Raw genomic sequence first — 26,667 nt, forward strand, 5'->3', positions numbered from 1 at the left:
GTCGGCCGCCTCGGCCTGCCGCTTCTGCATCTCCGCGAACGAGACGTCGGGACCGGCCTCCGTCACCGCGGTGATCGAGGCGGTGTCCTGAAGCGGCAGAAAGCCCTTTGGCGCGACCACGTAGAGAACGAGCGTCGCGATCAGCGTGGCGAAGGTCACGACCAGCGTGGCGCGCTGGCGCTCCAGCACCCAGAGCAGCGTGCGGTGGTAAGCCTCGACGGTACGATCGATGAAGCGGCTGACCGCGGCCAATCCCGGCACCGCCAGCTCCTCATGGGCGTGCTTGAGCAGCCGCGAGCACATCATCGGCGTCAGCGTCAGCGAGACGACCGCGGAGGTCACGACCGCGATGGTCAGCGTCAACGCGAACTCCCGGAACATGCGGCCCACAAGGCCCGACATGAACAGCAGCGGGATGAACACGGCGATCAGCGATACGGTCAGCGAAATGACCGTGAAGCCGATTTCGCTGGCGCCCTTGAGCGAGGCCTGCATCGCGTTGTCGCCATTCTCCATGTGGCGGACGATATTCTCGATCATGACGATGGCGTCGTCTACGACGAAGCCGGTGCCGATGGTGAGCGCCATCAGCGACAGATTGTCGAGGCTGAAGCCGGCGAAATACATGATGCCGAAGCTGGTGATCAGCGACAGCGGCAGCGCCACGCCGGCGATCAGCGTGGCCCTGAGCGAGCGCAGGAACAGCAGCACCACCAGCGTCACCAGCACGACGCTGAGGATCAGCGTGAACTGCACGTCGCGCACCGAGGCGCGGATGGTGACGGTGCGGTCGGAGACGATGGTGAGGTTCACGCCGGCAGGAATCGCGCGCTGGACCTTCGGGATCTCGGCGCGGATCTGGCTGACGACGTCGATGACGTTGGCGCCGGGCTGGCGCTGGATGTCGATGATGACGGCCGGTGTGCCCTGGTACCAGCCGCCGGTGCGGTCGTTCTCGAGCCCGTCGACGATCTGCGCGACATCGGCGATCGTGACCGGCGAGCCGTTGCGATAGGTGATGATAACGGGCTTGTAGGCGTCGGCGGCGGCGATCTGGTCGTTGGCGGCGATGATGTAGGATTGCTGCGCGCCGTCGAGTGAGCCCTTCGGCCCGGAGACGTTGGCATTGGAGATCGCGGTGCGCAAATCTTCCATGGCGATGCCATAGGCTGCCAGCCGGGCCAGGTCGGCCTGGATGCGCACGGCCGGCTTCAGCCCGCCGAGCACGGAGACGCGCCCGACGCCGGAGATCTGGCTCAAACGTTGCGCCAGAAGCGTGTCGGCGATGTCGCTCATCGCCCGCAGCGAGATCGTGTCGGAGCGCAGCGCCAGCGTCATGACAGGCGCGTCCGCCGGGTTCACCTTGGCGTAGGTCGGCGGATAGGGCAGCGTCTTGGGCAGCACGCCCGCCGCCGCATTGATCGCGGCCTGCACGTCCTGCGTCGCGCCGTCGATGTCGCGGTTGAGATCGAACTGGAGCGAGATCTGGCTGACGCCGAAAGAGCTCGTCGAGTTCATCGCCGACAGCGACGGGATCTGGCCGAGCTGCCGCTCCAGCGGCGCGGTGATCAGCGAGGCGATGACGTCGGGGCTTGCGCCCGGCAACTGAGTCGTCACCTGCACGGTCGGGAAGTCGACCTGCGGCAACGCCGAGACCGGCAGCGCGAAATAGCCCAGCAGCCCGCCGATCAGAAGCGCGATGCCGAGCAGCGATGTCGCGATCGGCCGGCGGATGAAGGGTTCGGAAACACCCATGGGATATGCCTGCCGCTCAGGCGGCTGTTGTTGGGATCATGGCTGCTTGGCTCCAGATCCCGATGCCCCCGGCCCCGGTGCTGGCCCCGTCTGGCCCTTCTGGTCGCCTTCGCTGCTGTTTCGTTTCGCGCGGTGCTCGCCGTCCTTTTGTCCGTCCTTGGCTTGGCCGTCCTTCTTCTGGCCATCCGGACCGCGCGTGCGCTTGCGCGGGGCAAGATCGGCGGACGGGGTCTGATCGTCGCGGCCTACGATCACCTTGGAGCCGTCCGAGAGATTGGCGAAGCCGGTGGTGACGACCCGGTCGTTTGCCGAAAGCCCGCTCGCAATCACGGCGTCATGCTCGTTCTGCTGCGTCACGGTCACCGGCTTGGCCGAGACGACATTGTCCTCGCCGATGACGTAGCTGAAGGTCCCGATCGGCCCGCGCTGCACCGCCGATGTCGGCACCACCAGCGCCTGCATCAGGGTCTCGACCTTGAGGCGGACGTTGACGAACTGGCCGGGCCAGAGCTGGTAATTGGCGTTGGGGAATTCGGCCTTGAGCTTGAGCGTGCCGGTGGTCTGATCGACCTGGTTGTCGATACCGGTGAGCTTGCCGGTGTCGATCACGGTGATGCCGTCATTGCCGAACACGTCGACCGCGAGCGTGCCCTTCCCCGCCGCCGCGTTGACGCGCATGATCTGCTGCTGCGGCAGGCTGAACCACACCGCGATCGGCTGCAATTGCGTGATCACCACGAGGCCCGTGGTGTCGGAAGCGTGGATGATGTTGCCCTGGTCGACCTGGCGCAGACCGGCGCGGCCCGAGAGCGGCGCGATGATCTTGGTGTAGCTCAGCGTCGCGCCCGCATTGTCGATCGCGGCCTGGTCCGCCTTCACCAGCGCCTCGGTCTGCGCGACCAGCGCGCGCTGGGTGTCCGCCTGCTGCTTCGAGCCGGCGTTCGATGCGGCGAGCTGCTCGTAGCGGGTGAGATCGATGCGCTGGTTGGCGAGCTGGGCTTCGTCTTGCGCCTTCTTGGCGACGGCCTGGTCATAGGTCGCCTGGTAGAGCGCGGGGTCGATCTCGCCGAGCACGTCGCCTTTCTTGACGTCCTGCCCTTCGGTGAACTTCACCGCGATGAGCTTGCCGTCGACCTGCGAGCGCACGGTCACGGTGTTGAGCGCGCGGATCGCGCCGACGCCGTCGAGATAGACAGGCACGTCCTGGACGCGCGGGCTCGCCGCGAGCACCGGCACCGGCAGATCGGGGCGCTGGTTGCGGTTGTTGGCCTGCTGCTGCTGATGCAGCGCGATCCAGCCGACGTAACCGAGGCCGCCGAGGATCGCGAGCGTGATCAGCGTCATGACGAAGCCGCGGCCGCGCGATTTCGTCGCCGTGCCCTCCTTCGCGCCTTGCTTGTTGTCCGGCTTAAAGAGCATTGACCGGTTTCTCCATGCGCGGCTGCCAGCCGCCGCCGAGGGCCTGATACAGGCTGACGATGGCCAGAAGCCGTGCGAGTTGGGCCTGCGACAGCGCGTCTTCCGCCGTAAACAGGGTCAGCTGGGTGTTGAGCACGGTCACGATGTCGGCGGTGCCGGCGCGCAATTGTTGCTCGGACAGATCGAAGGCGCGGCGCGAGGCGTTGAGGACATCGCGCTGCAATTGCAGCTTGATCGTGGTCTGCTTGATCGAGAACAGCGCGTTGTCGACGTCGGTGAATGCCTGGACGATGGTCTTGCGATAGGTCTGGAGCAGTTCGTCCTGACGCGCCTTGGCGTATTCGAAATTGCCGAGGATCTTGCCGCCGTCGAAGATCGGCTGCGTCGCGCTGCCGACGAGCTGGAAGAAGGCCGCATGCGGCTGGAACAGCGACACCAGTGCCGAGCTCTGATAGCCGCCATTGCCGGTCAGCTGGATGGTCGGAAAGAATTGCGCGCGGGCATTGCCGATATTCGCGGTGGCCGAGGCCAGCTGCGCCTCCTGCCGGCGGATGTCCGGCCGCTGCGTCAGGATCTCCGACGGCAGGCCGGGCGTGACGCGTGGGATCGCGACGTTGTTGAGCGAACCGCCGCCGATGCGCACGCTTTCCGGCGGCCGCGACACCAGCACGGCGAGCGCGTTTCTGTTCTGGTCGAGCGTCTGGCGCAGCGGCGGCACCAGCGCCTTCTGGTTCGCCAGCACGCTCTCCTGCTGGGCGACGTCGAGATCGGTGCCGGTGCCGGCCTTGCGGCGCTCGCGGACCGCATCGAGGATGCGCTGCGCGCTCGCGATGTTGCGCTGGGAGGTCCTGATGCGATCCTGCGAGGCCAGCACCTGGAAATAGGCATTGGCGACGCTGGCCAGCGTCGTCAGCGCGACGACGTCGCGGTCGAAGCGGTTGGCATTCGCGGTCTCTTCGGCCGTTTGCAGCGCGTCGCGGTTCTGGCCCCAGAAGTCGAGCTGGTAGCTCGCACTGAGCGAAGCCTGGTAGTTCACGACCTCACGGCCGCCATTGGTGAGGCCCGAGGCGGAGGAACCGGAGGTGCGCGAATAGGTCTCCTGGCCGGTGCCGGACAGGCTCGGCAGCAGCGCCGCGCCTGCCTGCCGCGCCTGCGCGTCGGCCTCGACGATGCGCGAGACCGCCGCGGCGATGTCGAGATTGACGGTCTGTGCTTCTTCCATCAGCTGCGTCAGCTCGGCGGAGCGGAAGCCGCGCCACCAATCCAGCGACGGCGGCGCATCGCCCTTGCCGGCATATTTGTACTGCGTGGGAACATCGAGCGCGGGATCGGGAAGATCCTGCGTCAGCACGCAAGCGCCTGAACTCGCAGCGAGGCACAGCGCGGCGACCCAGCGCGCAGCACGGCGCGCCCGGGACGAAGACCCCAAAGACCGCCGCATGGCGATCACAGGAACTTGCTGTGTCACATCCACCCCCCGCCGGGCAGATCGAGCCGCCACCGCGCAGCCGGATTAACCGATTCGCAGGCAGACCGTCGGGGGGCTTTGGGCAACTCGTTCACAGGTGATGCTTTCTGCGGAACCGTGAGTGTCATACTAGCCGGGTGCGGAACAGGGCGACAGTCCCGCAGGTGCGAGATGGCGGCCCCCGCGCCTCGATACGATGATCTAGCAAATACAAAATCTGGCTGTCTTGCAGTGCTTTCTCGAATTTTGATGGCGTGGCAAAGCGCGTTCAAGCTTACCAAGATTTCATGTGATATCGGCGCCACGAGCGCCTGCGACCAAGCCGGCCTGCGCGTCGTCATCGATCCGCCGCGCAGCCGGCGAAGATTGGCAGCGAGGGTTGCCTCTGACGACCATTATCTACCACGCCGTTACGCTTACCCGACATATCATTCCACCGAGATCGGGCACCACGGCCCGACATCGCCGGCGCCGATCTCTGCTGCGGAATTCGGTCGCTGCGGCGGCCGCTTCCAGCGCTTTCGCCGCAACGCAAAAGCCTTCCCCTTTGACCTCCCAGGCACTAGGTTCTGGCCAACCTGATTAACCCCTTTGCCAGTGATTTCCCCCGATATGACCATTCGAAATGACGTTGTCGAAGCCATCGGCAACACTCCGCTGATCAAGCTCAAGCGCGCCTCGGAATTGACCGGCTGCACCATTCTCGGGAAGGCCGAGTTCATGAATCCCGGCCAGTCGGTGAAGGACCGCGCCGGCAAATGGATGATCCTGGAGGCCGAGAAGCGCGGTGAGCTCCGGCCCGGCGGCCTCGTGGTGGAATCGACCGCCGGCAATACCGGCATCGGGCTTGCGGTGGTCGCCAGCGCCCGCGGCTATCGCACGCTGATCGTGATCCCGGAGACGCAGAGCCAGGAGAAGAAGGATTTCCTCAAGCTGTGCGGCGCCGAGCTGATCGAGGTCCCCGCCCTGCCTTACGCCAATCCCAACAACTATCAGCATGTCGGCCGCCGGCTCGCGGACGAGCTGCGCAAGACCGAGCCCAATGGCGTGCTGTTCGCCGACCAGTGGAACAATCTCGACAACGCCAAGGCGCATTACGAGTCCACGGGTCCGGAGATCTGGGAGCAGACCGGCGGCAAGGTCGACGGTTTCGTCTGCTCGGTCGGCAGCGGCGGCACGCTCGCCGGCATCAGCCGCTACCTGAAAGAGAAGAACAGCAATATCCGCATCGCCTGTGCCGACCCGCACGGCGCCGGCATGTTCGAATATTTCCGGACCGGCGATGCCAAGGCGACGCCCGGCGGCTCGATCACGGAAGGCATCGGCCTGAACCGGGCGACCGCGATCGTCGAGAGCGCGAAGGTCGACGACGCCTATCTCATTCCCGACACGGATGCCGTCACGGAGATCTTCGATCTGCTCCAGCACGAGGGCCTGTGCCTCGGCGGCTCCAGCGGCATCAACATCGCGGGCGCGATCCGGCTCGCCAAGGAGCTCGGGCCCGGCAAGACGATCGTGACCGTGCTCTGCGATTCCGGCAGCCGCTATCAGTCAAAATTGTTCAATGCGGATTTCATGCGCGCCAAGAACCTGCCGGTGCCGGAATGGCTGGAGAAGCGCAGCAACATCAAGCCGCCGTTCGTCTAGGCGGTCAGCTCCGGCGATCAACTCCAGGTCGGGCGCGGCGAGCCCTGCGCGACGCGGCTCAGGCGCTCGTTCGACAGCGACGGCTTGGCCTCGCGCGCGCGCGGCTGGAACGGATTGCCCGCGGAGTCTTCGCTGTCGGCGCTCGGCCAGAACGTGAGCGCGAGCATCAGCACGAGATTGACCAGCCCGCCGACCATCGTGCCCTGGTGCTCCGGGCTGATCGCCCAGGCGGGAAACCGGCCCGCGACGACGTGATCGACGATCATGAGCGCGATCCAGGCCGGCACGACGCAGACCGGGTCCCAGCCGATGTCGCGAATGCGCATCGATTGCAGCGTGAAGGTCGCAAGCCCGAAGAACACCATCGCGGCGATCATTGCCGGGTTCTTCACGAGATCTTCCGGCCGGATCATGCTCGGCGAGGTCGTGCGCAGCACGGCCATCGCGATCGCAAAGCAGATCGCGGTCATCACGACAGCAAGCGCGATCGTCGCCAGGAAGAAATGCAGGCGGCCGAGACGGGCATTGAGGCCGAACAGGAAACCGAGCATGGACGCATCCCCTTTCGGCGCACATGCGCAGAAAGAGCTTTCGGACGCGTGAAGCTGCGCGCTGTCGCGAACGGCATGGTTTACGGCGCGCGACGGCGATCGCTACAATTTTAGCCTTGCGGCGGTCACCGCAGGATCTGGCTCAGGAACAGTTTTGTCCGGGCGTGCTGGGGCGCCGCGAAGAACTCGTTCGGCGTGTTGGCCTCGATGATCTGGCCGGCGTCCATGAAGACCACGCGGTTGGCGACCTCGCGGGCAAAGCCCATCTCATGGGTCACGACCAGCATGGTCATGCCCTCTTCGGCGAGGTCGACCATGGTGTCGAGCACCTCCTTGACCATCTCGGGGTCGAGCGCGGAGGTCGGCTCGTCGAACAGCATCACTTTCGGGTTCATGGTCAGGGCGCGGGCGATCGCGACGCGCTGCTGCTGGCCGCCGGACATCTGGCCGGGAAACTTGTTGGCCTGGTGCGGGATCTTGACCCGCTCCAGGAACTTCATCGCGGTCGCCTCGGCGTCTCTCTTGGGGATGTTGCGCACCCAGATCGGCGCCAGCGTGCAATTGTCCAGCACGGTCAGATGCGGGAACAGGTTGAAGCTCTGGAACACCATGCCGACCTCGCGCCGGACCGCATCCACGTGCTTGAGGTTCGGCCCGAGCTCGATGCCGTCGACGACGATCTCGCCCTCCTGGAATTCCTCCAGCGCATTGATGCAGCGGATCAGCGTCGACTTGCCGGAACCCGAGGGACCGCAGATCACGATGCGCTCGCCCTTGTGGACCTCGAGGTCGATGTCCCGCAGCACGTGAAATTCGCCGTACCATTTGTTGAGGCCGGAAATCTTGACGATGGGGTCGGACATGATGACCTCGCTCAGTTGCGACGGTGGGCGTTGAGGCGATGCTCGACGAACAGCGAGTAGCGCGACATTCCAAAGCAGAAGATGAAGTAGATGATCCCGGCGAAGGCGAAGCCGGTGAACGCCGTGGAGGGCGTCGACCATTTCGGATCGGAGAACGACGCGCGCAGCGAGCCCAGCAGGTCGAACAGCGCCACGATCGAGACCAGCGAGGTGTCCTTGAACAGCGAGATGAAGCTGTTGACGAGGTTCGGGATGACGTGGCGCAGCGCCTGCGGCAGCACGACCAGCGAGGTCGTCTTCCACCACGACAGTCCCAGCGCCGCCGCCGCCTCGCCCTGCCCGCGCGGGATCGCCGCGAGGCCGCCGCGGACGTTCTCGGCCTGATAGGCGCCCGTGAACAGCGCGATGCCGATCAGCGCGCGGACGAGGCCGTCGACCGTGAAGTTGCCCGGCAGGAACAGCGGCAGCATGTAGGTGGCGAAGAACAGCACCGTGATCAGCGGCACGCCGCGCCAGAACTCGATGAAGGCAATCGAGAAGATCCGGATCAGCGGAATGGTGGAGCGGCGCCCGAGCGCCAGCGCGATGCCGATCGGCAGCGAGGTGACGATGCCGGTGACGGAGACCACCAGCGTCACCAGAAGCCCGCCCCACAGGTTCGTGGTCACGATCGGCAGTCCGCCGTGATCGAGCCCCATCAGCTTGATCACGATGGCCATCGCGATGAAGGTGACGATGCTCGATGCCAGAGCGCGCCAGCCCGTGCGCAGTCCACCGCCGAGGATGAAGGCGATCAGCGAGACGACGACCGCGGTGATGGCGAAATCGGCCCAGACCGACTGGCCCGAGGCCTGGATCAGGTCGCGCAGCCAGGTCAACGGAAAGATCAGCCAATGGATCGCGGTGCCGATCAGCACGATCAGGCTGCCGATGACCCACAACAATGGCGCGATGGCCGAGGTCTTGCTGAGATTGAGCAGCACCTGACCGGCGCCGATGATGCTCTCGTCGAACAATTGCAAGAGGCCGGCCGTCCAGCTCAAGCCGAAGCCGGCGATGCCGCCGCCACGCAGCAGGAAGAAAGCGACGACCGGAAACGCGAAGAAGAACAGGCCGGCGCTCAGTCCCTTTGCCGGCAGGCGCGGAACGAGCAGCGGCACCAGCAGGACCGCCGACAGGATGAATGTGAGGTTGACCCGCCAGCGCTCGGCCTCGGGATAGAAGCCGTAGATCAACTGCGGCAGCTTGGCCTGGATGTAGGGCCAGCAGGCGCCGACCGCAAAGCCGGCATTCTCGGTCAGGCAGGCGGTGCGGTCGTTACCGCTCCAGACCGCATCGACCATCAGGAATTTGACCGAGGGAACGATGGTGAACCAGAGCAGCAGGGCGCCGAGGATCGTGAGCAGGATGTTGGTCGGCGAGTTGAACAGGCGCGTGCGCACCCAGCCGATGAGGCCCGTGGTCTTCACCGGCGCGGGGCGCTCGCCGACGAGGTCGTGGCGAACGAAGGAGGACGAGGCGATGTCGGTCATGCGCCGAGACTCCGGCTGACGCGCCAACCGTAGACGCTCATGATTGCGCTGGTGAGGAGCGAGATCAGGAGATAGACGCCCATCGTCATGGCGATGATCTCGATCGCCTGCCCGGTCTGGCTCAGCGAGGTGCCGGCGAACACCGAGACGAGGTCGGGATAGCCGATCGCGACCGCCAGCGAGGAGTTCTTGGTGAGGTTGAGGTACTGGTTGGTCAGCGGCGGCACGATCACGCGCATCGCCTGCGGCACCACGATCAGCCGGAGCGTGGTGCCGCGGCTGAGGCCCAGCGAAGACCCCGCCTCCATCTGCCCCTTGTGCACCGACAGGATGCCGGCCCGCACGATCTCGGCGATGAAGGCGGCGGTATAGGTCGACAGCGCCAGCGTCAGCGCCACGAACTCCGGGATGATCCGCGAGCCGCCGGCGAAGTTGAAGCCCTTGAGCTGCGGCACCTCGAAGCTGAAGGGCAGACCGAACAGCGCCATCGTGACCAGCGGCAATCCGAACAGCAGGCCCAGCACATAAGGCCAGATCCGGATCACCTGGCCGCGCTGAAACAGCGCACGCCGCGAATAAAATCGCAGCGCCAGCGCAGCCACGATGCCGAATGCCAGCACCGCCAGGAACGCCTCGAAACCGCCCTCGCCGATCGGGCGTGGAATGACGAGGCCGCGATTGCTGACGAAGGCGATGCCGAGCAGCGAAATGCTCTGCCGCGGATTGGGCAGGGCTGCGAGCACCGCGAGGTACCAGAACAGGATCTGGAACAGCAGCGGCAGATTGCGGATCACCTCGACATAGAGTTCGCCGATGCGCGACAGCAGCCAATTGGGCGACAGCCGGCACAGCGCGATGACGAAGCCGATCACGGTGGCGAAGAAGATGCCCACCACCGAGACCACGAGGGTGTTGAGAAGCCCGACCACGAACACGCGCAGGAACGTGTCCGAGCCGGTATAGGAGATCAGCGTCTGGTTGACGTCGAAGCCGGCATTGTTCCGCAGGAAACCGAAGCCGGCGGCAATGTGCTGGTTTTCGAGATTGGCGCGGGTGTTGGAGACGATCTCATAGGCAATCCAGCCCAGAACCGCCGCGAAGGCAAACTGGACGGCGACGCCGTTCCAGCCAGTCTTGCCGCCCAGAATGCGCCTGATCTTCAGCGCAATCTGGGCCGGCGGTTTTCGAGCCTCGGTGCTCATCGCCGCTTCAGCGGTTCAGGCGGGATCAGCGGATCGGTGGCGCGTACTGGAGACCGCCCTTGTTCCAGAGATTGTTGAGACCGCGGGCGATGCCGAGCGGCGAGCCGGCGCCGACATTGCGATCGAACACTTCGCCGTAATTGCCGACCGCCTTGGTAATCCGCACCACCCAGTCCTTGGTCAGGCCGAGCTGCTCACCGAAATTGCCGTCGCTGCCGAGCACGCGCTTCAGCTCCGGGTTTTCCAGTTTTGCCTTCTCGTCGACATTCTTCGAGGTGATGCCGAGCTCTTCGGTCGTGACCAGGGCGAACAGCGTCCATTTCACGATGTCGAACCACTGGTCGTCGCCGTGGCGCACCATCGGGCCGAGCGGCTCCTTCGAGATGATCTCGGGGAGCACCATGTGGTCGTTGGGATTGGCAAGCTTGAGGCGGTTGGCGTACAGGCCCGACTGGTCGGTGGTGAAGACGTCGCAGCGGCCGGCCTCATAGGCCTTGACGGTTTCGTCGTTGGTGCCGAACGCGATCACCTCGTACTTCATGTTGTTGGCCTTGAAGTAGTCGGCGAGGTTCTGCTCGGTGGTGGTGCCGGTCTGCACGCAGACCGAGGCGCTGTTGAGCTCGAGCGCCGAATTCACCTTGAGCGACTTCTTCACCATGAAGCCCTGCCCGTCATAATAGGTCACGCCGGTGAAGTTGGCGCCGAGCGAGGTGTCGCGCGAGATGGTCCAGGTGGTGTTGCGCGAGAGCACGTCGACTTCGCCGGATTGCAGCGCCGTGAAGCGGTCCTTGGCGGACAGCGGCACGAACTTGACCTTGGTCGGATCGTTGAAGACGGCGGCGGCGACGGCGCGGCAGAGGTCCACATCGAGACCGGTCCAGTTGCCCTTGTCGTCGGGCGAGGAGAAGCCCGGCAGGCCCTGGCTGACGCCGCAGGACACCGCGCCCCGGTCCTTGACCGTCTTGAGCGTTTGCGCATCGGCGGCTTGGGCAGTCAGGCCGGCGGCGAGAGCAAGAGTGAGAGCCAGGGTTACGCGTTTCATGGGCTTTGGGCCTTTCAAAGTCATCTCAAGGTAGGAATGTTGTCTCAGGACCGTCTCTGCCAGGACTTTCCTCGTAAGAAGGCTAGCCTTGCAAGAGTCATGCTGGAAAACCTTGCCGAACAGCCGCCGATCCTGGGAGGCCATACCTTAATCCCCGCCGCAGGCGCCCGCCATGATGGCTGTGGCGCAAGGTCCGGTCAGACGGTGGATCGAAGGTCGCGGCAGGCCCCTCAACATGCGGCGACTGAATAGCACCTGCGCATCAGAGAGCGGCTGGCGAGCCGGGTCAAGGGGTTGACGGGACTCTTCTGTGGCCTGTTATTAACGCCAGCGGCCTTTCGGCCGGCCCGCGGGGGCGCAACGTCCCGCGGAGAAACGAGTTTTGAAAGCAGGCGCATGGATTCCTCGCACCCCTCCCAGCAGCAGGCCGAGACCCGGCTGGTCACCTCCGGCCGCGACACCAAGGCGCAGAAGGGGTTCGTCAATCCGCCGGTGTTCCACGGCTCGACCGTGCTCTACCCGACCGCCGAGGACCTGCATGCCCATCGCGGCGAGTTCACCTATGGCCGCCACGGCTCCCCCACCACCAAGGCGTTCCAGGAGACGCTGATGGCGCTGGAGGGACCGCAATGTGCGGGCATCGGCATCGTGCCGTCGGGGCTCTCGGCGATCTCGACCACCCTGCTCTCGGTGCTGAAGACCGGTGACCATATCCTGGTCTGCGACAACGTCTATCGGCCCTCGCGCAATTTCTGCAACGGCATGCTCGCCCGCCTCGGCATCGAGACCACCTATTTCGATCCGATGATCGGTGCCGGCATCGACAGGCTGTTCAAGCCGAACACCCGCGCCGTGCTGGTGGAGGCACCGGGATCGCAATCGTTCGAGATGCCCGACATCCGCGCCATCGCCGAGGTCGCCCATGCCCGCGGCGCGCTCGTCATCGACGACAACACCTGGGCGACGCCGCTCTATCACCGCTCGCTCGAGCAGGGCGTCGACATCAGCATGCAGGCCGCCACCAAATATATCGGCGGCCACTCCGACATCATGTTCGGCACCATCTCGGCCAACGCCAAGGCCTGGCCGCAGATTTCAGAAGGCATCCGCCTGCTCGGCGTCTGCGCGGGCCCCGATGACGTCTTCCTCGCGCTGCGCGGCCTGCGCACGCTGTCGGTGCGCCTCGCGCAGCATCACCGTTCGGGCCTCGAGATGGCGCGCTGGCTCGCCAGCCGTCCCGAGGTCGCGCGCGTACTGCATCCGGGGCTGGAGACCGATCCCGGCCACGCCATCTGGAAGCGCGACTTCACCGGCGCCTCGGGCCTGTTCAGCATCGTGCTGAAGCCGGCGCCGCAGACCGCCGTCGACACCATGCTCAACACGCTCAAACTGTTCGGCATGGGCTTTTCCTGGGGCGGCTTCGAGAGCCTCGCGATTCCCTTTGACTGCAACGACTATCGCACCGCGACCAAGTGGGCGCCGGGCGGCCCCACTCTGCGTCTGCACATCGGGCTCGAAAGCACCGACGATCTCAAGGCCGATCTCGATCGCGGCTTCGCTGCCCTCAAGGCGGCAATGTGAGCCTGCTCACAGGGCATCGCGCCGCGGGAACGTGCAACCCGCGCAAACGTTAACAGCGTTGCGCCAACAAATGGTTTGAACCCCAGGCATTTGGCGCTAGCCTCACCAATCGACTCTCATCCGGACACGGAGCATGGGAACGTTGGTACTGCTCGATCTGATGGGCGGCGTGGCACTGTTGCTGTGGGGCCTTCATATGGTCCAGAGCGGCATCCTGCGCGCCTTCGGCCCCGACCTGCGCCGCCTGCTCGGCAAGGCGCTGAGCAACCGCGCCAGCGCGTTCGCCGCCGGCCTCGGGCTCACCGCACTGCTCCAGAGCAGCACAGCGACGGCCCTGCTCACGAGCTCGTTCGCGGCCGAGGGCATGCTCAGCCTCGTTGCAGCGCTCGCCATCATGCTGGGAGCCAATGTCGGCACCACGCTGATCGTCCAGGCGCTGTCATTCAACATCGCAGCCGTCGCACCCGTGCTGTTCGTGGTCGGGCTCGTTGCCTTCCGCTCCGGCCCACGCTCGCGCATCAAGGATATCGGCCGTATCGCGATTGGTCTTGGCCTGATGCTGCTGTCGCTGCATATCCTGCTCGACACGCTGGCGCCGGCCGAGAACGCGCCCGGCGTCCGCGTCATCATGGCGGCCGTCACGGGCGATCCCATCCTGTGCATCGTGATTGCCGCGCTCATCACCTGGGCCGTGCATTCGAGCGTCGCCAGCGTGCTGCTGATCATGTCGCTGGCCTATTCGCAGTTCGTGACGCCCTACGCGGCGCTCGCCCTCGTGCTCGGCGCCAATCTCGGCAGCGCCATCAATCCCGTGTTCGAAGGCGCCAGGCGCGACGATCCCGCCAGCTACCGCCTGCCGCTCGGAAATCTCATCAACCGCGTCGTCGGCATCGCCCTCGTCCTGCCATTCCTGAGCGCGCTCGCCGAGCACATGCACGGCTGGCAGCCCGATCTCGCCAAGATGACGGCCGCCTTTCACATCGCCTTCAACGTCGGCACCGCCGTCATCTTCATCGGCCTGCTCGACCCCCTGTCGCGCCTGTTGACCCACCTGTTGCCGGATCGCGTGCAGGAGACCGACCCGGCCCGTCCGCGCTATCTCGACGAGACCGCGCTGGAGACGCCGTCGCTGGCGCTCGCCGACGCCGCCCGCGAGACGCTCCGCATGGGCGACTTTGTCGAGGTCATGCTGCGCAAGGTCATGACCGCGATGATGACGGGCGACCGTGTCCTGGTCGACCAGGTCTCGAAGATGGACAATGTCGTCGACGGCCTGGATGAAGCCATCAAGCTCTACGTGACCAAACTCATGCGGGGCAGCCTCGACGAGAGCGAGGGGCGGCGCGCGATGGAGATCATCTCCTTCGCCATCAACCTCGAACATATCGGCGACATCATCGACAAGAGTCTGAGCGAGCTTGCGACCAAGAAGATCAAGCGCCGCTTCCAGTTCTCGGCCGAGGGCTCCGAGGAGCTCGCCGCCTTCCACAAGCGCACGATGGAATCGCTGCGGATCGCCTTCGGCGTGTTCATGTCGGGCGATGCCAATGAGGCGCGCAAGCTGCTGGTGGAGAAGACCACGCTGAAGAATACCGAGCTTGCCGCCGTCGAGCGCCATCTCGACCGCCTGCGCGAGGGCCGGCCCGAAACCATCGAGACCACATCGCTGCATCTGGACGTGCTGCGCGACCTGCGCCGCATCCATTCGCATATCTGCTCGGTCGCCTATCCCGTGCTGGATGCGGCCGGCGAACCCTATCGCAGGAGCGAGGCGGAGACGGCCACCCTGCCCGCGTCAGGCGCGGCCTCGGCGTTGCCGCGCTAGACCTGCGCGAACCAGAACAGCTCCTCCCGCAAGGAGCAGGCCGGCCGCGCACAGCAGCACGGGGGCGATCCACAGCGTCAGGAACGACAGCAGTCGCGCGTTCTCGGGCCGGTGGGGATCATAGGCGATCCTGACACGCTCGCCGTCCGAATAGGGCTGCCCGGTCGCGCCCGACGAGGACGTGAACGTCACCGCCTGGCCGTCACGCGTCAAGAATTGAAACGTGGGATAGAGAAATGTCCCGCCGTGGTTTCCACCGCTGCGCGCGACCGCACCGGCGAAGCGCGCGTCCGTCTGCTCGGCCGTTGCGAGAAACACGGCGGTGCTGCCGAGCTCGACCAGCCCGAGCCCAAGCAGAACGAGTCCGGCCAGAACAACCGATGCGAACAGGATTGTCGGTAATTTGCGCATGCCGATCGCAACATCCCGCCGCCCTGCCGCACCTGCCTCCGATCAGCTATCCAGCGTCTTCGACGCGGTGCCGTGGTTCTTCCAGATCAGCATGATGTTGCGGACATAGATGATGGTCGCGAACAGCTGGCCCATGATGATGACGGGCTCGCGCTTCACGACGCCGTAGATCAGGGTCATCAGCCCGCCGCCCATCGAGCAGAACCAGAACGCGATCGGCACCACGCTGTTGCCGGCACGCTCGCTCGCAATCCACTGCACCAGGAAGCGCGCTGTGAAGAACAGCTGCGCGATCAGGCCGAACGCGAGCCAGAAGTCGAACTTGGCGACAAAGACATCGTAGAAATAGTCGCTCAGCTGCTGGCCGTAGTGGATGATCATGCGGTCACCTCAGTCACTTCTGGTGTCGGCTTCTTGCGGCGGATCAGCCACCACACGCCGGCGAGATCCATGATCCCGATCCACAGGCGGTCGAAGAAGCCGTAGTTTGAAACGCCGGAATGGCGCGGCCGGTCGATCACGTCGACATAGGCGATCTCAAAGCCCTCGCGGCGCACCAGCGCCGGCAGGAAGCGATGCAGGCCGTCGAAATAAGGCAGCATCAGGAACACATCGCGGCGAAACGCCTTCAGCCCGCAGCCGGTGTCGCGCGTGCCGTCGTTCAGGATCGCGCCGCGCACCCCATTGGCGATACGTGACTGAAATTTCTTGAAACCGGTGTCCTTGCGCCCGACCCGCTGGCCGGCGGCGAGCCCGACGCGCGGGCTCTTCTCGACCGCTGCGATCAGGTCGGGCAGGAATGCCGGATTGTTCTGGCCGTCGCCGTCGAGCGTCGCCACGATTGCGCCGCGCGCCGCCCGCACGCCGCTACGGACCGCCGCGGACTGGCCGGTCGATCTGGCGTGACGGAGCTGCCGCAGATTGTCCCGCTGCCGCATGATGGAGGCGAGCCGCTCGCCCGTCGCATCGGTCGAACCGTCATTGACGTAGATGATCTCATAGGCCCAGCGGCCATCGAGCGCCGCGCCGATTTCGGCGATCAACGGCGCGATGTTGTCGGCTTCGTTGCGCACGGGAACGACGATGGAAACCGAAGGCTGGGACGTCGACAAATCGTAGCTCGTGGTTGGAATTGGCCTGCGACCCAAGGGAACCGGCAGCCCCGGCAGGCAGCCGCTTTTATGGGGCCGAGGCCCCGCGGGCAACCCTTTTGAGGCGCCCGCCGACCGGTCCCGGAAGGGCCAGGATGCTGCCGTCGGCATGAATGGCGAAACCCAGCCTGCGGGCCGCGAACCAGTAGCGCACCGCCATGGCGCCGACCATGCCGACCAGGGCGCCGGCGACGACATCGCTCGGATGATGCGCGAGCAGCACCAGGCGCGTCAGCAGGATCACGATCGCGTAGGTGAACATGAACACGCGCAGCCGCGGCCAGAGTGCCGAGACCGCAAACGCCAGTGCGAACGCCGTCACCGCGTGGCCCGACGGGAGGCTGGCATAGGCCGGCGTTCCCTGAAACGGAACGAAATTGAAGGGATTGGCGTCGCCGCCGACGAACGGGCGACCGCGCCCGATGATGAATTTCAGGATCTCGGCGACGAACACGGCGAACGCAACAGACAGAAACATGAATTGCAGGCGTGTGCCGAGGCCGAGCAGCAGCGCACGTCGGGTGCCGTGCAGGCCGGCCGCAACGAGCGCCAAGGCTACCAGCACGATACCGAGCGCGGAGAGCACGTACTCGTCCTTGCCGAAATCGGTGAGGATGCGGATCGGCCACAGGCCGGGAGCGCCGCGCGCCGGCATCAGCTGGATCTCGGTCCGGTCGAACACCAGCATGAGTGCGATGATGGCGGCCGCGCCCGCTGCGCTCAGCCACAGCGAATGCCGCGCCAGTTTTCGCGCAGCTTCGGCGCGGCGCGAATGCGAGGGCGAACGCACGAGCTGCGCCAGCGCACGCCCCGCAACAGCGAGCAATTGCGCGGGATAGCCCGGGCGCGGCGCGATGTCGGTCGTGACGGGCATCTTACTCGGTGCCTTCGGAGCGGAAGATCGAGATCGAGATCGCGCGTCCCTGCGAGAAATTATAGCCGTCGATGCGGGCGCCGACCTTGTAGCGCAGCCCGATCGCCTCGGCGCGCTGCACGAAGCTGCGCTCGGTGCGCTGCTCGATCAGCGCGAAGCGGCAGCTGCCCTGCCGCAGGAAATCGGCGGCGCCCGAGCCGTCGGTGAGCAGCGTCTGCGTGCCTGCCAGGAATACGAGGCTCGGCTCGTGATAGCCGGCGGCTGCCGCCTTCGGCCCGACACAGGTGACGTTGCGGAGCGCGCGCGCGACCTCGATGCTCGGAAACACCGGCGTCAGCGACGGCAGCACGATGCCGTAGACCACGACCGCCAGCATCAGGGCTGCGACCAGCGCGTTGAGCACCGAGCGCTCGGCGCGATTGCTGTCGAACAGCCACCAGGCGAACAGGCCGAAGATCAGCGCGGCCGCGATGAACGGCCAGGCCACGAACGCCGGCTGCCGCGTCAGCATGACCGCGCCGACCACCGCGATGATCGAGGCCGCCGCAGGAATGGCGAACCACCAGGCCGAGCCGCGCGCGAGCCAGGAGCGCGACAGCACGTTCCGCTCCAGCGCGCCGACGGTGAGGATGGCGATCGCCGGATACAGCGGCAGCACGTAATGCGGCAGCTTGGTCAACACCGCCTCGAACACGATCCAGGACGGGACCAGCCAGGCCAGCAGGAACTGCGCGCCCGGCTCGCGCCGCGCCCGCCACACCGCAGGCGCCGCCATCGCCGCCAGCGGCGCGCCCGGCCAGAACGTGATCCAGAACAGCGCCAGATAGAGGCCCGGCGGCGCGCCATGGGATTCCTGGGCCCCCAACTTGCTCAGCATGTCGCCGCCGACGGAGTCCGCAAAGAAGGCATCGCCCGCGCGCCAGAAAATCGCGACGAACCAGGGCAGCACCAGCACCAGCACCCACATCAGGCCCCAGAGCGGGCGCAGCTTCCACAGCCAGGAGGCGTCGCGGTCCTGGATCGCCAGCGCCACGATCGTGAGGCCGGCGAACATCAGGATCAGCGGGCCCTTGATCAGGATGCCGACGGCGAGCGCGGTCCAGAAGATCGCGGGCCAGCTCCACGGCGGATGGGTCTCGTCCTCGGCGCGCTGCCACGACAGATAGGCCCGCGCCATCGCCCCCATCGCGGCGGTGACGCAGAACAGCAGCATCGCGTCGGTCTTCGCCAGCCGCGCCTCGACGCCGAGCAGCACGGAGGCGCACATCAGCAGCGCGGCCAGCACGGCGGCGCGCCGCGTGACGAAGCCGAGCGCGGCCCAATAGGTCATCAGCACGGCGCCGATCGCGCCTAACAGCGACGGCAGCCGGTAGACCCAGATCCGCAGATCGGCCTTCGGCAGCTTGAGCGCGGAGGCGATTTCGACGGCGGCCGATTGCAACCAGTAGATGCCGACCGGCTTCTTGTAGCGGACGTCTTCCTGGAAGCGGATGTCGACATAGTCGCCGCTCTCGACCATCTGCTTGGTGGCCTGGGCGAAGCGCGCCTCGTCGCGGTCGACCGGCGGGATGGTGAAGAAACCCGGCAGGAACAGCAGCAGCGCGCACAGCAGCAGGAAGGCGACCGCGCGGGCATGGCTGGTCGTGGCGACGTCGAGCATGGTCACGAGCCGGCTCCCCGGATTCACGGGCGATTTCGGTTCGCGGGGGGCTCCAAAACGAGGTGCGGGGTAGGTCTCGGCCATTGGTTCCGCTTACGCTGAAACCGTCATTCGGACAACCGCTTAAGGCCGGCTCATTGAATTCGAATGACAACTGTGTCCGCGGCGCCAGTGGCATCGATCACGGTCAGCCGCGCAAATCCAGGACCGGGCGGATCGATCAGCCGCTGCCGCCGTCCGTCGATCTCGCCGAGCGAGGTTCCATTAACCATCACGGTCATCGGCAGAACGCCGCCGGCGACCTTCACCGGCATGGCCGCGCTGCCCTCGCCGCCGGAACGATCGACATCGATCCGCGAGCCGTTCAGCGGGAACTGGATGTGCAGGGCCTGCTCGCTGCCGGTCCGCACCAGCTCGCCGACCGGGCGGAACCGCTTTAGCGGCAACGGCAACTTCGCGTTGCTGGCGACCAGGGTTCCCTTCGGCGGCTTCGGCAGCGGCGTCAGCGTCTTGCCCGTCCGGGCGAAGGCGTCGAACAGGATCGGGGCTGCGGCCACGCGCCCGATCAGGCCGGGAACGGGCGCGCCATCGGGCCGGCCGACCCAGACGCCGATGGTCATGCGGCCGTCGAAGCCGACCGACCAGGCATCGCGATAGCCGTAGGAGGTGCCCGTCTTGAAGGCGATGCGGTTGTGGGCGGCATTCTCGGGCGGCGGCGTGCCCAGCAGCACGTTGCCGACCTGCCAGGCCGCGACGGGATCCAGTAGCCGCATCGCCTCGCGGTCGTCCCTGGCGGCCATCACTTCGCGCAGTGGCTTGGTGGTGCCGAGCCGGGCGAAGCCCGCATAGAGCTGGACAAGGTCCTGGAGCGTCACGCCGACGCCGCCGAGGCCCATGGCGAGGCCCGGCGCCTCGTCCTTGGGCAGCACCAGATTGCCGCCGGCCTGCCGCAGCCGCGACGACAGCCGGCTCGCGCCGACCCGGTCGAGCAGCACGATCGCCGGCACGTTCAGCGAGAGCTGGAGCGCCTTCTTCACGGGCACCGTGCCCTGGAAGGTCATGTCGAAATTTTCCGGCGCGTAGGAGCCGAAGCGCACAGGCCGGTCGTCGATCAGGCTGTCGGGGTGGACAAACCCGTCCTCGAAGGCGAGCCCATAGATGAACGGTTTCAGCGTCGAGCCCGGCGAGCGGATGGCGCGGGTCATGTCGACCTGCCCTGCCCGGCTGTCGTCGAAATAATCAGCCGAGCCGACGCGCGCGAGCACGTCGCCGCTGTCGTTGTCGACGACGATGATACCGACAGAAATGTTGGGCCCGAGGGCAATGGCGCGGTCGCGCGCCAGCGGCTCCAGCACCTTCTGCAAATTGGCATCCAGCGTCAGCTTGATGACCGGACTGTCCTTGACGGTCGAGAGCGCGGTGTCGGAGGCGTGCGGCGCCAGGACCGGCATCGGCTTGCGCAGTTTTGGCACCGGCACCGCCTTGGCCTGCGCCGCGTCCTCGGCGCTGACGACATGCTCCTCGACCATGCGGTCGAGCACGCGGTCGCGGGCCTTGCGTGCGGCGTCGGGATAGCGGTCAAGCCGGCGCGTTTCCGGCGATTGCGGCAGCGCCACCAGCAGCGCGGCCTCGGCCAGCGACAACCGCTTCGGCTCCTTGCCGAGATAGGCAATGGAGGCTGAGCGGATGCCTTCGAGATTGCCGCCATAGGGCGCGAGCGCAAGATAGAGGTCGAGGATCTCGGCCTTGCTCATGCTGCGCTCGATCTCGATGGCGCGCACGATCTGCCGCAGCTTTGCGTAGAGCGAGCGCTGCCGCCGCGGCTCCATCAGCCGCGCCAGCTGCATGGTGATGGTCGAGCCGCCCGACACGATGTGGCCGCGCGTTCCGAGTTGCAACGCGGCGCGGCCCAGTGCCAGCGGGTCGATGCCGTCATGGGCGTAGAAGCGCTGGTCCTCATAGGCGAACAGCAGCTTCAGATAGGTCGGATCGACGCTCGTCTTGGCATCGACCGGCAGCCGCCAGCGCCCATCGGCCATGGCATAGGCGCGCAGCAGCTTTCCGTTTCGGTCGACGATCGTGGTGGAGACTGCGCGAGTCTCCTCGAGCGGGAGAGGACCGAGCGAATAGACCCAGCCGACGAATCCGATGATGGCGAGGATGAACATGAGCGCGAGCGCGGAGAGGACGCGACGGCCCCTGCCCCTTGCTCCGTCATGGCCGGGCCCGTCCCGGCCATCCACATTCCTCGCCGCAGCACCAAAGGCCGTGGATGCCCGGGACAAGCCCGGGCACGACGACTTGGTTTGGGGTGCGGTCTCGCTCATCTCGCTCACTTCGCAGCCCGCACCTCGACATTGCCCGTGCCGGTCCGGCCATAGCGCGAGGGATTGTACATGTCCTCGACATAGGCCTGCGGCAGCACGTATTTGCCGGGCGATACCGCGCGCACGATGTAGGCGACGGTGAAGACCGCCTTGGAATCCGAGGCGCGGTCGACGGCCGCGGTGAAGCGGTCGTCGCGGAACTCGGTATCTTCGGGCTCCTCGCCGTCCTCGATCCAGTCCAGCGTGCCGCTCTCGCCCGACGACACCAGCTTCGGATTGTCGATCTCGAGACCTGCGGGCAGATAGTCGGACACCATGATGTGGCCGTATTCGGGCTTGGCCTCGGTGATCTTCAGCACCACCGCAAAGCGCTGGTTCTGCTTGACCTTGCTGATGTCGGCGGTCTTGCCGTCGAGCGTGAAATAGCTGCGCTCGATCTTGAAGCCGTTCGATGCCGCCGGCTCCGGCGTCACCGGCGAGCCTGACACCGAGATCACCGCCTGCACCGGTGCGTCCCCGGTGTTGGTGATCTTCAGCGGCTTGCCGCTCAGCGTCTCCGCCTTGTAGCTGCGATAGAGCGCGGTCTTGACGCTCTGGCCGTCGACCTCGATCGAGAGGTTTTCCTTGGCCAGCGCCCGCGCCGCCAGCACCAGCCACGCATTCTCCTGCGTGGAGGTGTAGGGCGTCAGCCCGCGCGCGGTCTCGACCCGCGACACCGCCTGCGTCAGCGTCGCCTTCGGCGCGTTGCCTTCGCTGGCGAGCGAGACCAGAGCCGCGGCATCGCGCAGCTGCGAGCCGTAGTCGGTGCGACCGAACTCCAGCACAGGCTTTGGCGCGAGGCTGTCGAGGGCTGCGCCATAGACGCGTTCCGCGCGGTTGCGGTCGCCGACCAGTGCCAACGCCGCGGCAAGCTGCGACTTCGCAATGGGTGTTGCGAGGTTGGCGAGCTTGGTGTCGGCGAGGTAGCGGAGATCGCCAATCGGCGCGGCCCCGTTACGTGCGAGCACGTAGAGGCCGTAGGCGAGATCGCGGCCGCCGTCCTTCTCCGGCTCGTTGCCGTTGACCACGGAGTTGCGGACGCGATCCAGCGCGTTCTTGAACAGGACATCCGGCACCACAAAACCCTTTTCACGGGCGCGGGTGAGGAAATCAGTGACATAGGCGTCGAGCCAGGCATCGTCGCCGCCGGCCGACCACAGGCCAAACGAGCCGTTGGAGCCCTGACGGGCCAAAAGCCGTTCGATCGCATCGCGGATGCGCTGGTCGACCTCGGTGTCCATGGCCAGGTGCGCACCGGCCGCGAGGTCGTTGACGTAGAGCAGCGGCATGGCGCGGCTCGTGATCTGCTCCGAGCAGCCATAGGGATAGCGGTCGAGCGCCTTGAGGATCGTGGCCGCATCGAGCGCGGTCGACAGGCTCGCCGAAACCGAGACGCTGCCGGTGCCCGGCACGAGGTCGGAGAACATATCCGAGGTCAGCGTCAGGCTCTCGCCCTTCGCAAGCGTCCGGATCGAACGCCGCGCCAGCACCTGGGTTGCCGCCTTGACGTCGAGCGCATAGTGCCGCGCCAGCGTCAGGCCGTTCGGCCCCTTGATGTCGACATCGAGCGTCGCCTGCCCCGCCGCGGTCGCGTCGATCGCGAGCGAGAACGCGTTGCGCTGCTTGGCGGCGAGCTTGACCGTGGTGGCGGGACTGCCGGTCATCTTCACCGGACCGCCCGTCTTCACGTTGATGACGTAGTCGCCGGCCTGGCCCTCGACATTGTCGATCTCGAGATTGACCGTGCCGTGGTCGCCGTTGAGCAGGAAGCGCGGCAGGGTCGTGGTGAGAACGACGGGGTCGCGGATCACGACATCAATGTTGGCGCGGCCAAGCTTGGTCGCGGTCCACGCCACCGCCATCACGCGCGCGGTGCCGGCGAACTCCGGAATATCGAAGCTCACTTCGGCAGTGCCGTCAGCTGAGACGGTGACGATGCCGGAATAGAGCGCCAGCGGCTTTTGCGCGGGCGGCGAGCCCTGAAGCTCGGCTGCCCCTGCGTCACCGCCGGACTTGATCTGGCCGCGCGTGCCCGACATGCCGTCGATCAATTGCCCATAGAGATCGCGAATCTCCGCGCTTAGGCGACGCTGGCCGAGATAATAGTCATCCGGTGCCGGCGGCTTGTAATTGGTGAGGTTAAGAATGCCGACATCGACCGCGGCGACAACGATCTTGGCGTCCTCGCCGGGGTTGAGCCCGTCGAGCTTGACCGGGATCTTCAGCATCCCGTTCGGCCGGATCAGCGCCGGCGGCGTCAGCTTCACCTGGAGCGTGCGGGCCTGCTTGTCGATCCCGAACCATTTCAGCCCGATCGCTCTGCCCGGCATGCGCTGGGCAGCCGTATCGAGCGGACGGCGCAGCGTCGCCACCACATAGGCGCCGGTGCCCCAGTCCTTGCCGACCGAAAGCTTGACCTGCGCGGTACCCTCCTTGACGTCGATGGTCTGCGTGGTCAGCAGGCGATCGCCGAGCACGTTGACGGTGAGCTTGCCGGCGCTGCGGACGTTCACCGACACGGTCATGGTGTCGCCGGAGGCGTATTGCGGCTTGTCGATCGAGGTCTCCAGCAAATCAGGCGTGTCGGCGCTGCCGTCGGAATACCAGCCGACGTCGAACTGCACCGAGGTCACCGGGCCATCGGCATCATTCGATTTCACATCCAGCCGGTAGCGGCCGGGCTGCGGGCTGAGCGAGATTCGCGCCGGCTTGTCGGCGGCAACGGTGACATCGCCGTCGGCGACGCGCGAGGTCGACTTGACCGGCTCATACTCCCAGTAATTGTTCTGGCGATACCATTGGTAGCGCGACTCCATCTTCAGGAGCTCGTAGCGCAGCCCGTCGCGGCGCAGCTTTTCGCCCTCCGGCGAGACGAACACCACGTCGAACTCGGCCTTGTCGCCTTCGGCGACGTTCTTGTCCGCGAACAGCGGCTTGACGCCAATCAGCGCGGTCGCGGGCGCGACCGGCAGCACGATCTTGCGCTCGACGGCACGGCCTCCGGTCTCGACCATGCGGACGAAAATCTGCGCCTCCTGCGGACGCGTCGAGGCCGGCTGCTTGTCCAGCGTCACCGGGAAGGTGGCGACACCGTTGGCATCCGCCTCCGGTAGATTCTCCAGCGGCGTGCGCTCGTTCGAGGTGGTTTCCTCGTCGGCGACGCCGAACTGGTATCCGGCAAAGCCCGGCCGTTCGTTTGCGGGTGCGATCAGCATGTCGCCTTCGAGCGCAAGGCCCGAGGCCGGCGCGCCGTAGAGGAAATGGCCGTCTGCCTTAAGCTCCACTGGAGCGTTAGCTTTGATCAGCTTGTCCTTGGCGGACAAGTCGAATTCGATCCGATCGGGGACGTAGTCCTCGACCATGAAGGTGGTCTCGCCGACGGACGAGCCCTTCGGATCGGTGAAGGCGCGAACCCGCCAGGTCCCGGTCGGCACGGCCGAATTGAGCGGCACCGACAGCGTCCGGCCGCCGGCGCCCTGATCAGCGAGCACAGCGCGCCGATATTCGACGCCGTCGGGGCGCTCGATCACCAGGGTCAGCGGCCCCCCGGTCACGGCATTGCCCTGCCCGTCGCGCAACAGCGCAGTGAGATAGACGGTCTCGCTGGAGCGGTAGACGCCGCGCTCGGCATAGACGAAGGCATCGGCGCCCGCAGGCACGACGCGGCCCGCGACGCCGCGGTCGGACAGGTCGAAGGCCGAGGTCTTCAGGCTGAGGAAGGCATAGTCGGCCTTCTCGCCCGTGACCGTCAGCATCGCCGGCGACAGGCCGCCCTCGCCGCGCGCAAGGCCGGCCTCGAACAGCACGTGGCCGCTCTCGTCGGTCTTGCGGGTCGCCAGGATCTCGTTGTTGCGCGCGACCAGCCGCACCTCGGCCTTGCCGACCGGATCGGTCGAGGCCAGCGAGTTGACGAAGACATGGATGCCGTCATTGCCGGAATAGGCTGTGACGCCGAGATCGGAGACGATGAACCATTGCGTGGCGAGCTGGTAGTCGTCGTCCGAGCCCGGGCCCTTGGCCGCGGCGGTCATCACGTAGACGCCGGGCTGGAGCTCGCCGAGCGCCTGGTCGACCGGGAATGCAGTGGTGACGTCCTGGTTCAGCGTCATCGCGGTCGCGAGCTCGCCCGTCCAGACCTTGACGCCGCGCTCGCCGCCGAGGTCGCTGAGCTGGTATTTCGACAGCGTCTTCTGGAAATCGCTGTCGACCACCGTGTTGATCAGATTGCGGTCGCCGATCCGGAAGACGTTGACGTTGACAGCAGGCGTGTTGACGCTGACCACGGGAATGCCGCGCTGGCCGGTTCTGGGCAGCACATAGGCCCGGCTGGTGAAGCGCACGAAGGGCTTGCGGTCGCGCACATAGACGTTGAACTCGGCCGATTTCGGCAGGCCTTCCTTGACGGTGGACGGCAGGCCGGCGCGCAGGTTGATGTTGTAGCGCTCGCCGTGCTTCAGCCCGTCGACGCAAAGCTGCTTGCCCTCGGCCGACAGCGCCGGCTTGTCCTGGCCCGCCAGCGCCAGGAACGGCGCGAAATCGGTCCGCTTGGCGAGCTCTTCCGAGAACTGGAAGCAGGCGCGCGGGCTCGCCGAATCCGAGTCGACGGTATAGTCGAGCAGCCGGAAACCGTGCTCGTCGCGCATCTTCTCGTATTGGCCGCGGACGTCGGCGACCTCGCGCATGTCGAGCGACAGCCGCAGCGCATCCAGTGCCGGCCGCCACAGCTTTCGCTCCGCCAGCGATTTTCCGAGCACGGCGAGCGCGTCCGCCTCCTCGCCCGGATTGCCGGCGCGCTGATAGGCGATGTAGGCGGCGGTGGAGGCCCGCTCCAGCAGGAAGGTCTGCTCGCTCGAGCTTTTTGGCGAGATCTGGAAGATCACCTTGGCCAGCCGCAGCCAGTTGCCGGTATCCTCGGGCGTGGTCGCCGCGATCTGGCCGAGCACCGACAGGCCGGTGCGGTAATCGTTGCGCCGGAAGGCTGCGTCGGCGTCGGTGCGCAGGGTGGCATTGGTCTTGGCGACCGGGCCGGCCTCGCTCTTGATCTGGGCCTCCAGCTTGATCGCGGAATCGGCAAGATCGTCGCGTTTGAAGGCTTTGTCGGCGGCCAGCGCCGCCGAAAGGCCGAACGCCAGCGCGGCGCAGAGTGTGACGGCGCGAACAAGACCGATCATGGATGGACTCCCGGAAATCGCGGACGAACGCCGCTTGTCGCAAGAAATGCGCGGAAAGGTGACGGACTCAAGGCGATGGAACCAAAGCTGCAGATCGTCGCATTCGCCATGGAAAGGCAAGCCCGGAGGAGACCGATCCAGACACCGCT

Annotated in this window: 18 protein-coding genes; 3 read left to right on the plus strand and 15 right to left on the minus strand. The window is 66.2% G+C overall.

The window, feature by feature from the left end:
• The 3 genes from PMI42_RS04170 to PMI42_RS04180 form a co-directional block, all read right to left on the minus strand.
• A partial coding sequence (locus tag PMI42_RS04170; RefSeq protein ID WP_008130861.1) for an efflux RND transporter permease subunit occupies positions 1-1,755 on the minus strand: 1,755 nt, incomplete at its 3' end.
• A gap of 36 nt (positions 1,756-1,791) precedes the next feature.
• The gene (locus PMI42_RS04175; protein ID WP_008130863.1) at positions 1,792-3,174 is read right to left on the minus strand and encodes an efflux RND transporter periplasmic adaptor subunit; all 1,383 of its coding nucleotides are present in this window, start codon (positions 3,172-3,174) and stop codon (positions 1,792-1,794) included.
• On the minus strand, positions 3,164-4,648 hold the full coding sequence (locus PMI42_RS04180) for an efflux transporter outer membrane subunit (RefSeq protein ID WP_085969399.1): 1,485 nt from the start codon (positions 4,646-4,648) through the stop codon (positions 3,164-3,166). The genes PMI42_RS04175 and PMI42_RS04180 overlap by 11 nt, the downstream gene beginning before the upstream one ends.
• Positions 4,649-5,254: 606 nt before the next feature.
• Here PMI42_RS04180 and PMI42_RS04185 point away from each other — a divergent pair.
• Entirely contained in the window at positions 5,255-6,289 is a 1,035-nt protein-coding gene (locus PMI42_RS04185) for a cysteine synthase A (protein ID WP_008130867.1), read from the plus strand.
• Between the two features lie 17 nt (positions 6,290-6,306).
• Here PMI42_RS04185 and PMI42_RS04190 read toward each other — a convergent pair whose 3' ends face one another.
• The 5 genes from PMI42_RS04190 to PMI42_RS04210 all read right to left on the minus strand — a co-directional run bounded on the left by PMI42_RS04190 (position 6,307) and on the right by PMI42_RS04210 (position 11,479).
• The gene (locus tag PMI42_RS04190) at positions 6,307-6,840 is read right to left on the minus strand and encodes a DUF805 domain-containing protein (RefSeq protein ID WP_008130869.1); all 534 of its coding nucleotides are present in this window, start codon (positions 6,838-6,840) and stop codon (positions 6,307-6,309) included.
• A 125-nt stretch (positions 6,841-6,965) separates the two neighbouring features.
• Positions 6,966-7,703, minus strand: coding sequence for an amino acid ABC transporter ATP-binding protein (locus tag PMI42_RS04195; RefSeq protein WP_008130871.1), 738 nt, complete (start codon positions 7,701-7,703; stop codon positions 6,966-6,968).
• 11 nt (positions 7,704-7,714) lie between these two features.
• Positions 7,715-9,235: an amino acid ABC transporter permease gene (locus tag PMI42_RS04200; protein WP_008130874.1), complete on the minus strand. Its 1,521-nt coding sequence runs from the start codon at positions 9,233-9,235 to the stop codon at positions 7,715-7,717.
• On the minus strand, positions 9,232-10,437 hold the full coding sequence (locus tag PMI42_RS04205) for an amino acid ABC transporter permease (protein WP_008130876.1): 1,206 nt from the start codon (positions 10,435-10,437) through the stop codon (positions 9,232-9,234). The genes PMI42_RS04200 and PMI42_RS04205 overlap by 4 nt, the downstream gene beginning before the upstream one ends.
• A 25-nt stretch (positions 10,438-10,462) precedes the next feature.
• The gene (locus PMI42_RS04210; protein ID WP_008130879.1) at positions 10,463-11,479 is read right to left on the minus strand and encodes an amino acid ABC transporter substrate-binding protein; all 1,017 of its coding nucleotides are present in this window, start codon (positions 11,477-11,479) and stop codon (positions 10,463-10,465) included.
• Between the two features lie 396 nt (positions 11,480-11,875).
• On the opposite strand from PMI42_RS04210, the gene metC reads away from it, so the two are divergent.
• Complete coding sequence (metC, locus tag PMI42_RS04215; RefSeq protein WP_008130880.1) at positions 11,876-13,060, plus strand: cystathionine beta-lyase; 1,185 nt, start codon at positions 11,876-11,878, stop codon at positions 13,058-13,060.
• A 133-nt stretch (positions 13,061-13,193) separates the two neighbouring features.
• Entirely contained in the window at positions 13,194-14,885 is a 1,692-nt protein-coding gene (locus tag PMI42_RS04220; RefSeq protein ID WP_008130882.1) for a Na/Pi cotransporter family protein, read from the plus strand.
• Here PMI42_RS04220 and PMI42_RS04225 read toward each other — a convergent pair.
• From PMI42_RS04225 to PMI42_RS04255, 7 genes are all read right to left on the minus strand, one after another.
• Positions 14,856-15,296 (minus strand): DUF3592 domain-containing protein, encoded by a 441-nt coding sequence (locus PMI42_RS04225; protein ID WP_008130885.1) that lies wholly within the window; start codon positions 15,294-15,296, stop codon positions 14,856-14,858. The genes PMI42_RS04220 and PMI42_RS04225 overlap by 30 nt on opposite strands.
• 42 nt (positions 15,297-15,338) lie before the next feature.
• Positions 15,339-15,677, minus strand: coding sequence for a lipid-A-disaccharide synthase N-terminal domain-containing protein (locus tag PMI42_RS04230; protein WP_008130887.1), 339 nt, complete (start codon positions 15,675-15,677; stop codon positions 15,339-15,341).
• Positions 15,674-16,408 (minus strand): glycosyltransferase family 2 protein, encoded by a 735-nt coding sequence (locus PMI42_RS04235; RefSeq protein WP_008130888.1) that lies wholly within the window; start codon positions 16,406-16,408, stop codon positions 15,674-15,676. Before PMI42_RS04235 ends, PMI42_RS04230 begins: the two co-directional genes overlap by 4 nt.
• Before the next feature lie 67 nt (positions 16,409-16,475).
• Complete coding sequence (locus PMI42_RS04240; protein WP_008130889.1) at positions 16,476-17,321, minus strand: phosphatase PAP2 family protein; 846 nt, start codon at positions 17,319-17,321, stop codon at positions 16,476-16,478.
• Between the two features lies 1 nt (position 17,322).
• Positions 17,323-19,065, minus strand: coding sequence for an ArnT family glycosyltransferase (locus PMI42_RS04245; protein ID WP_008130890.1), 1,743 nt, complete (start codon positions 19,063-19,065; stop codon positions 17,323-17,325).
• Positions 19,066-19,115: 50 nt separating this feature from the next.
• Complete coding sequence (gene pbpC / locus PMI42_RS04250) at positions 19,116-21,224, minus strand: penicillin-binding protein 1C (protein ID WP_035964459.1); 2,109 nt, start codon at positions 21,222-21,224, stop codon at positions 19,116-19,118.
• A gap of 89 nt (positions 21,225-21,313) precedes the next feature.
• Complete coding sequence (locus PMI42_RS04255) at positions 21,314-26,518, minus strand: alpha-2-macroglobulin family protein (RefSeq protein WP_008130892.1); 5,205 nt, start codon at positions 26,516-26,518, stop codon at positions 21,314-21,316.
• Positions 26,519-26,667 lie beyond the last annotated feature (149 nt).

This window comes from Bradyrhizobium sp. YR681 (assembly GCF_000282615.1).
Taxonomy (GTDB): domain Bacteria; phylum Pseudomonadota; class Alphaproteobacteria; order Rhizobiales; family Xanthobacteraceae; genus Bradyrhizobium.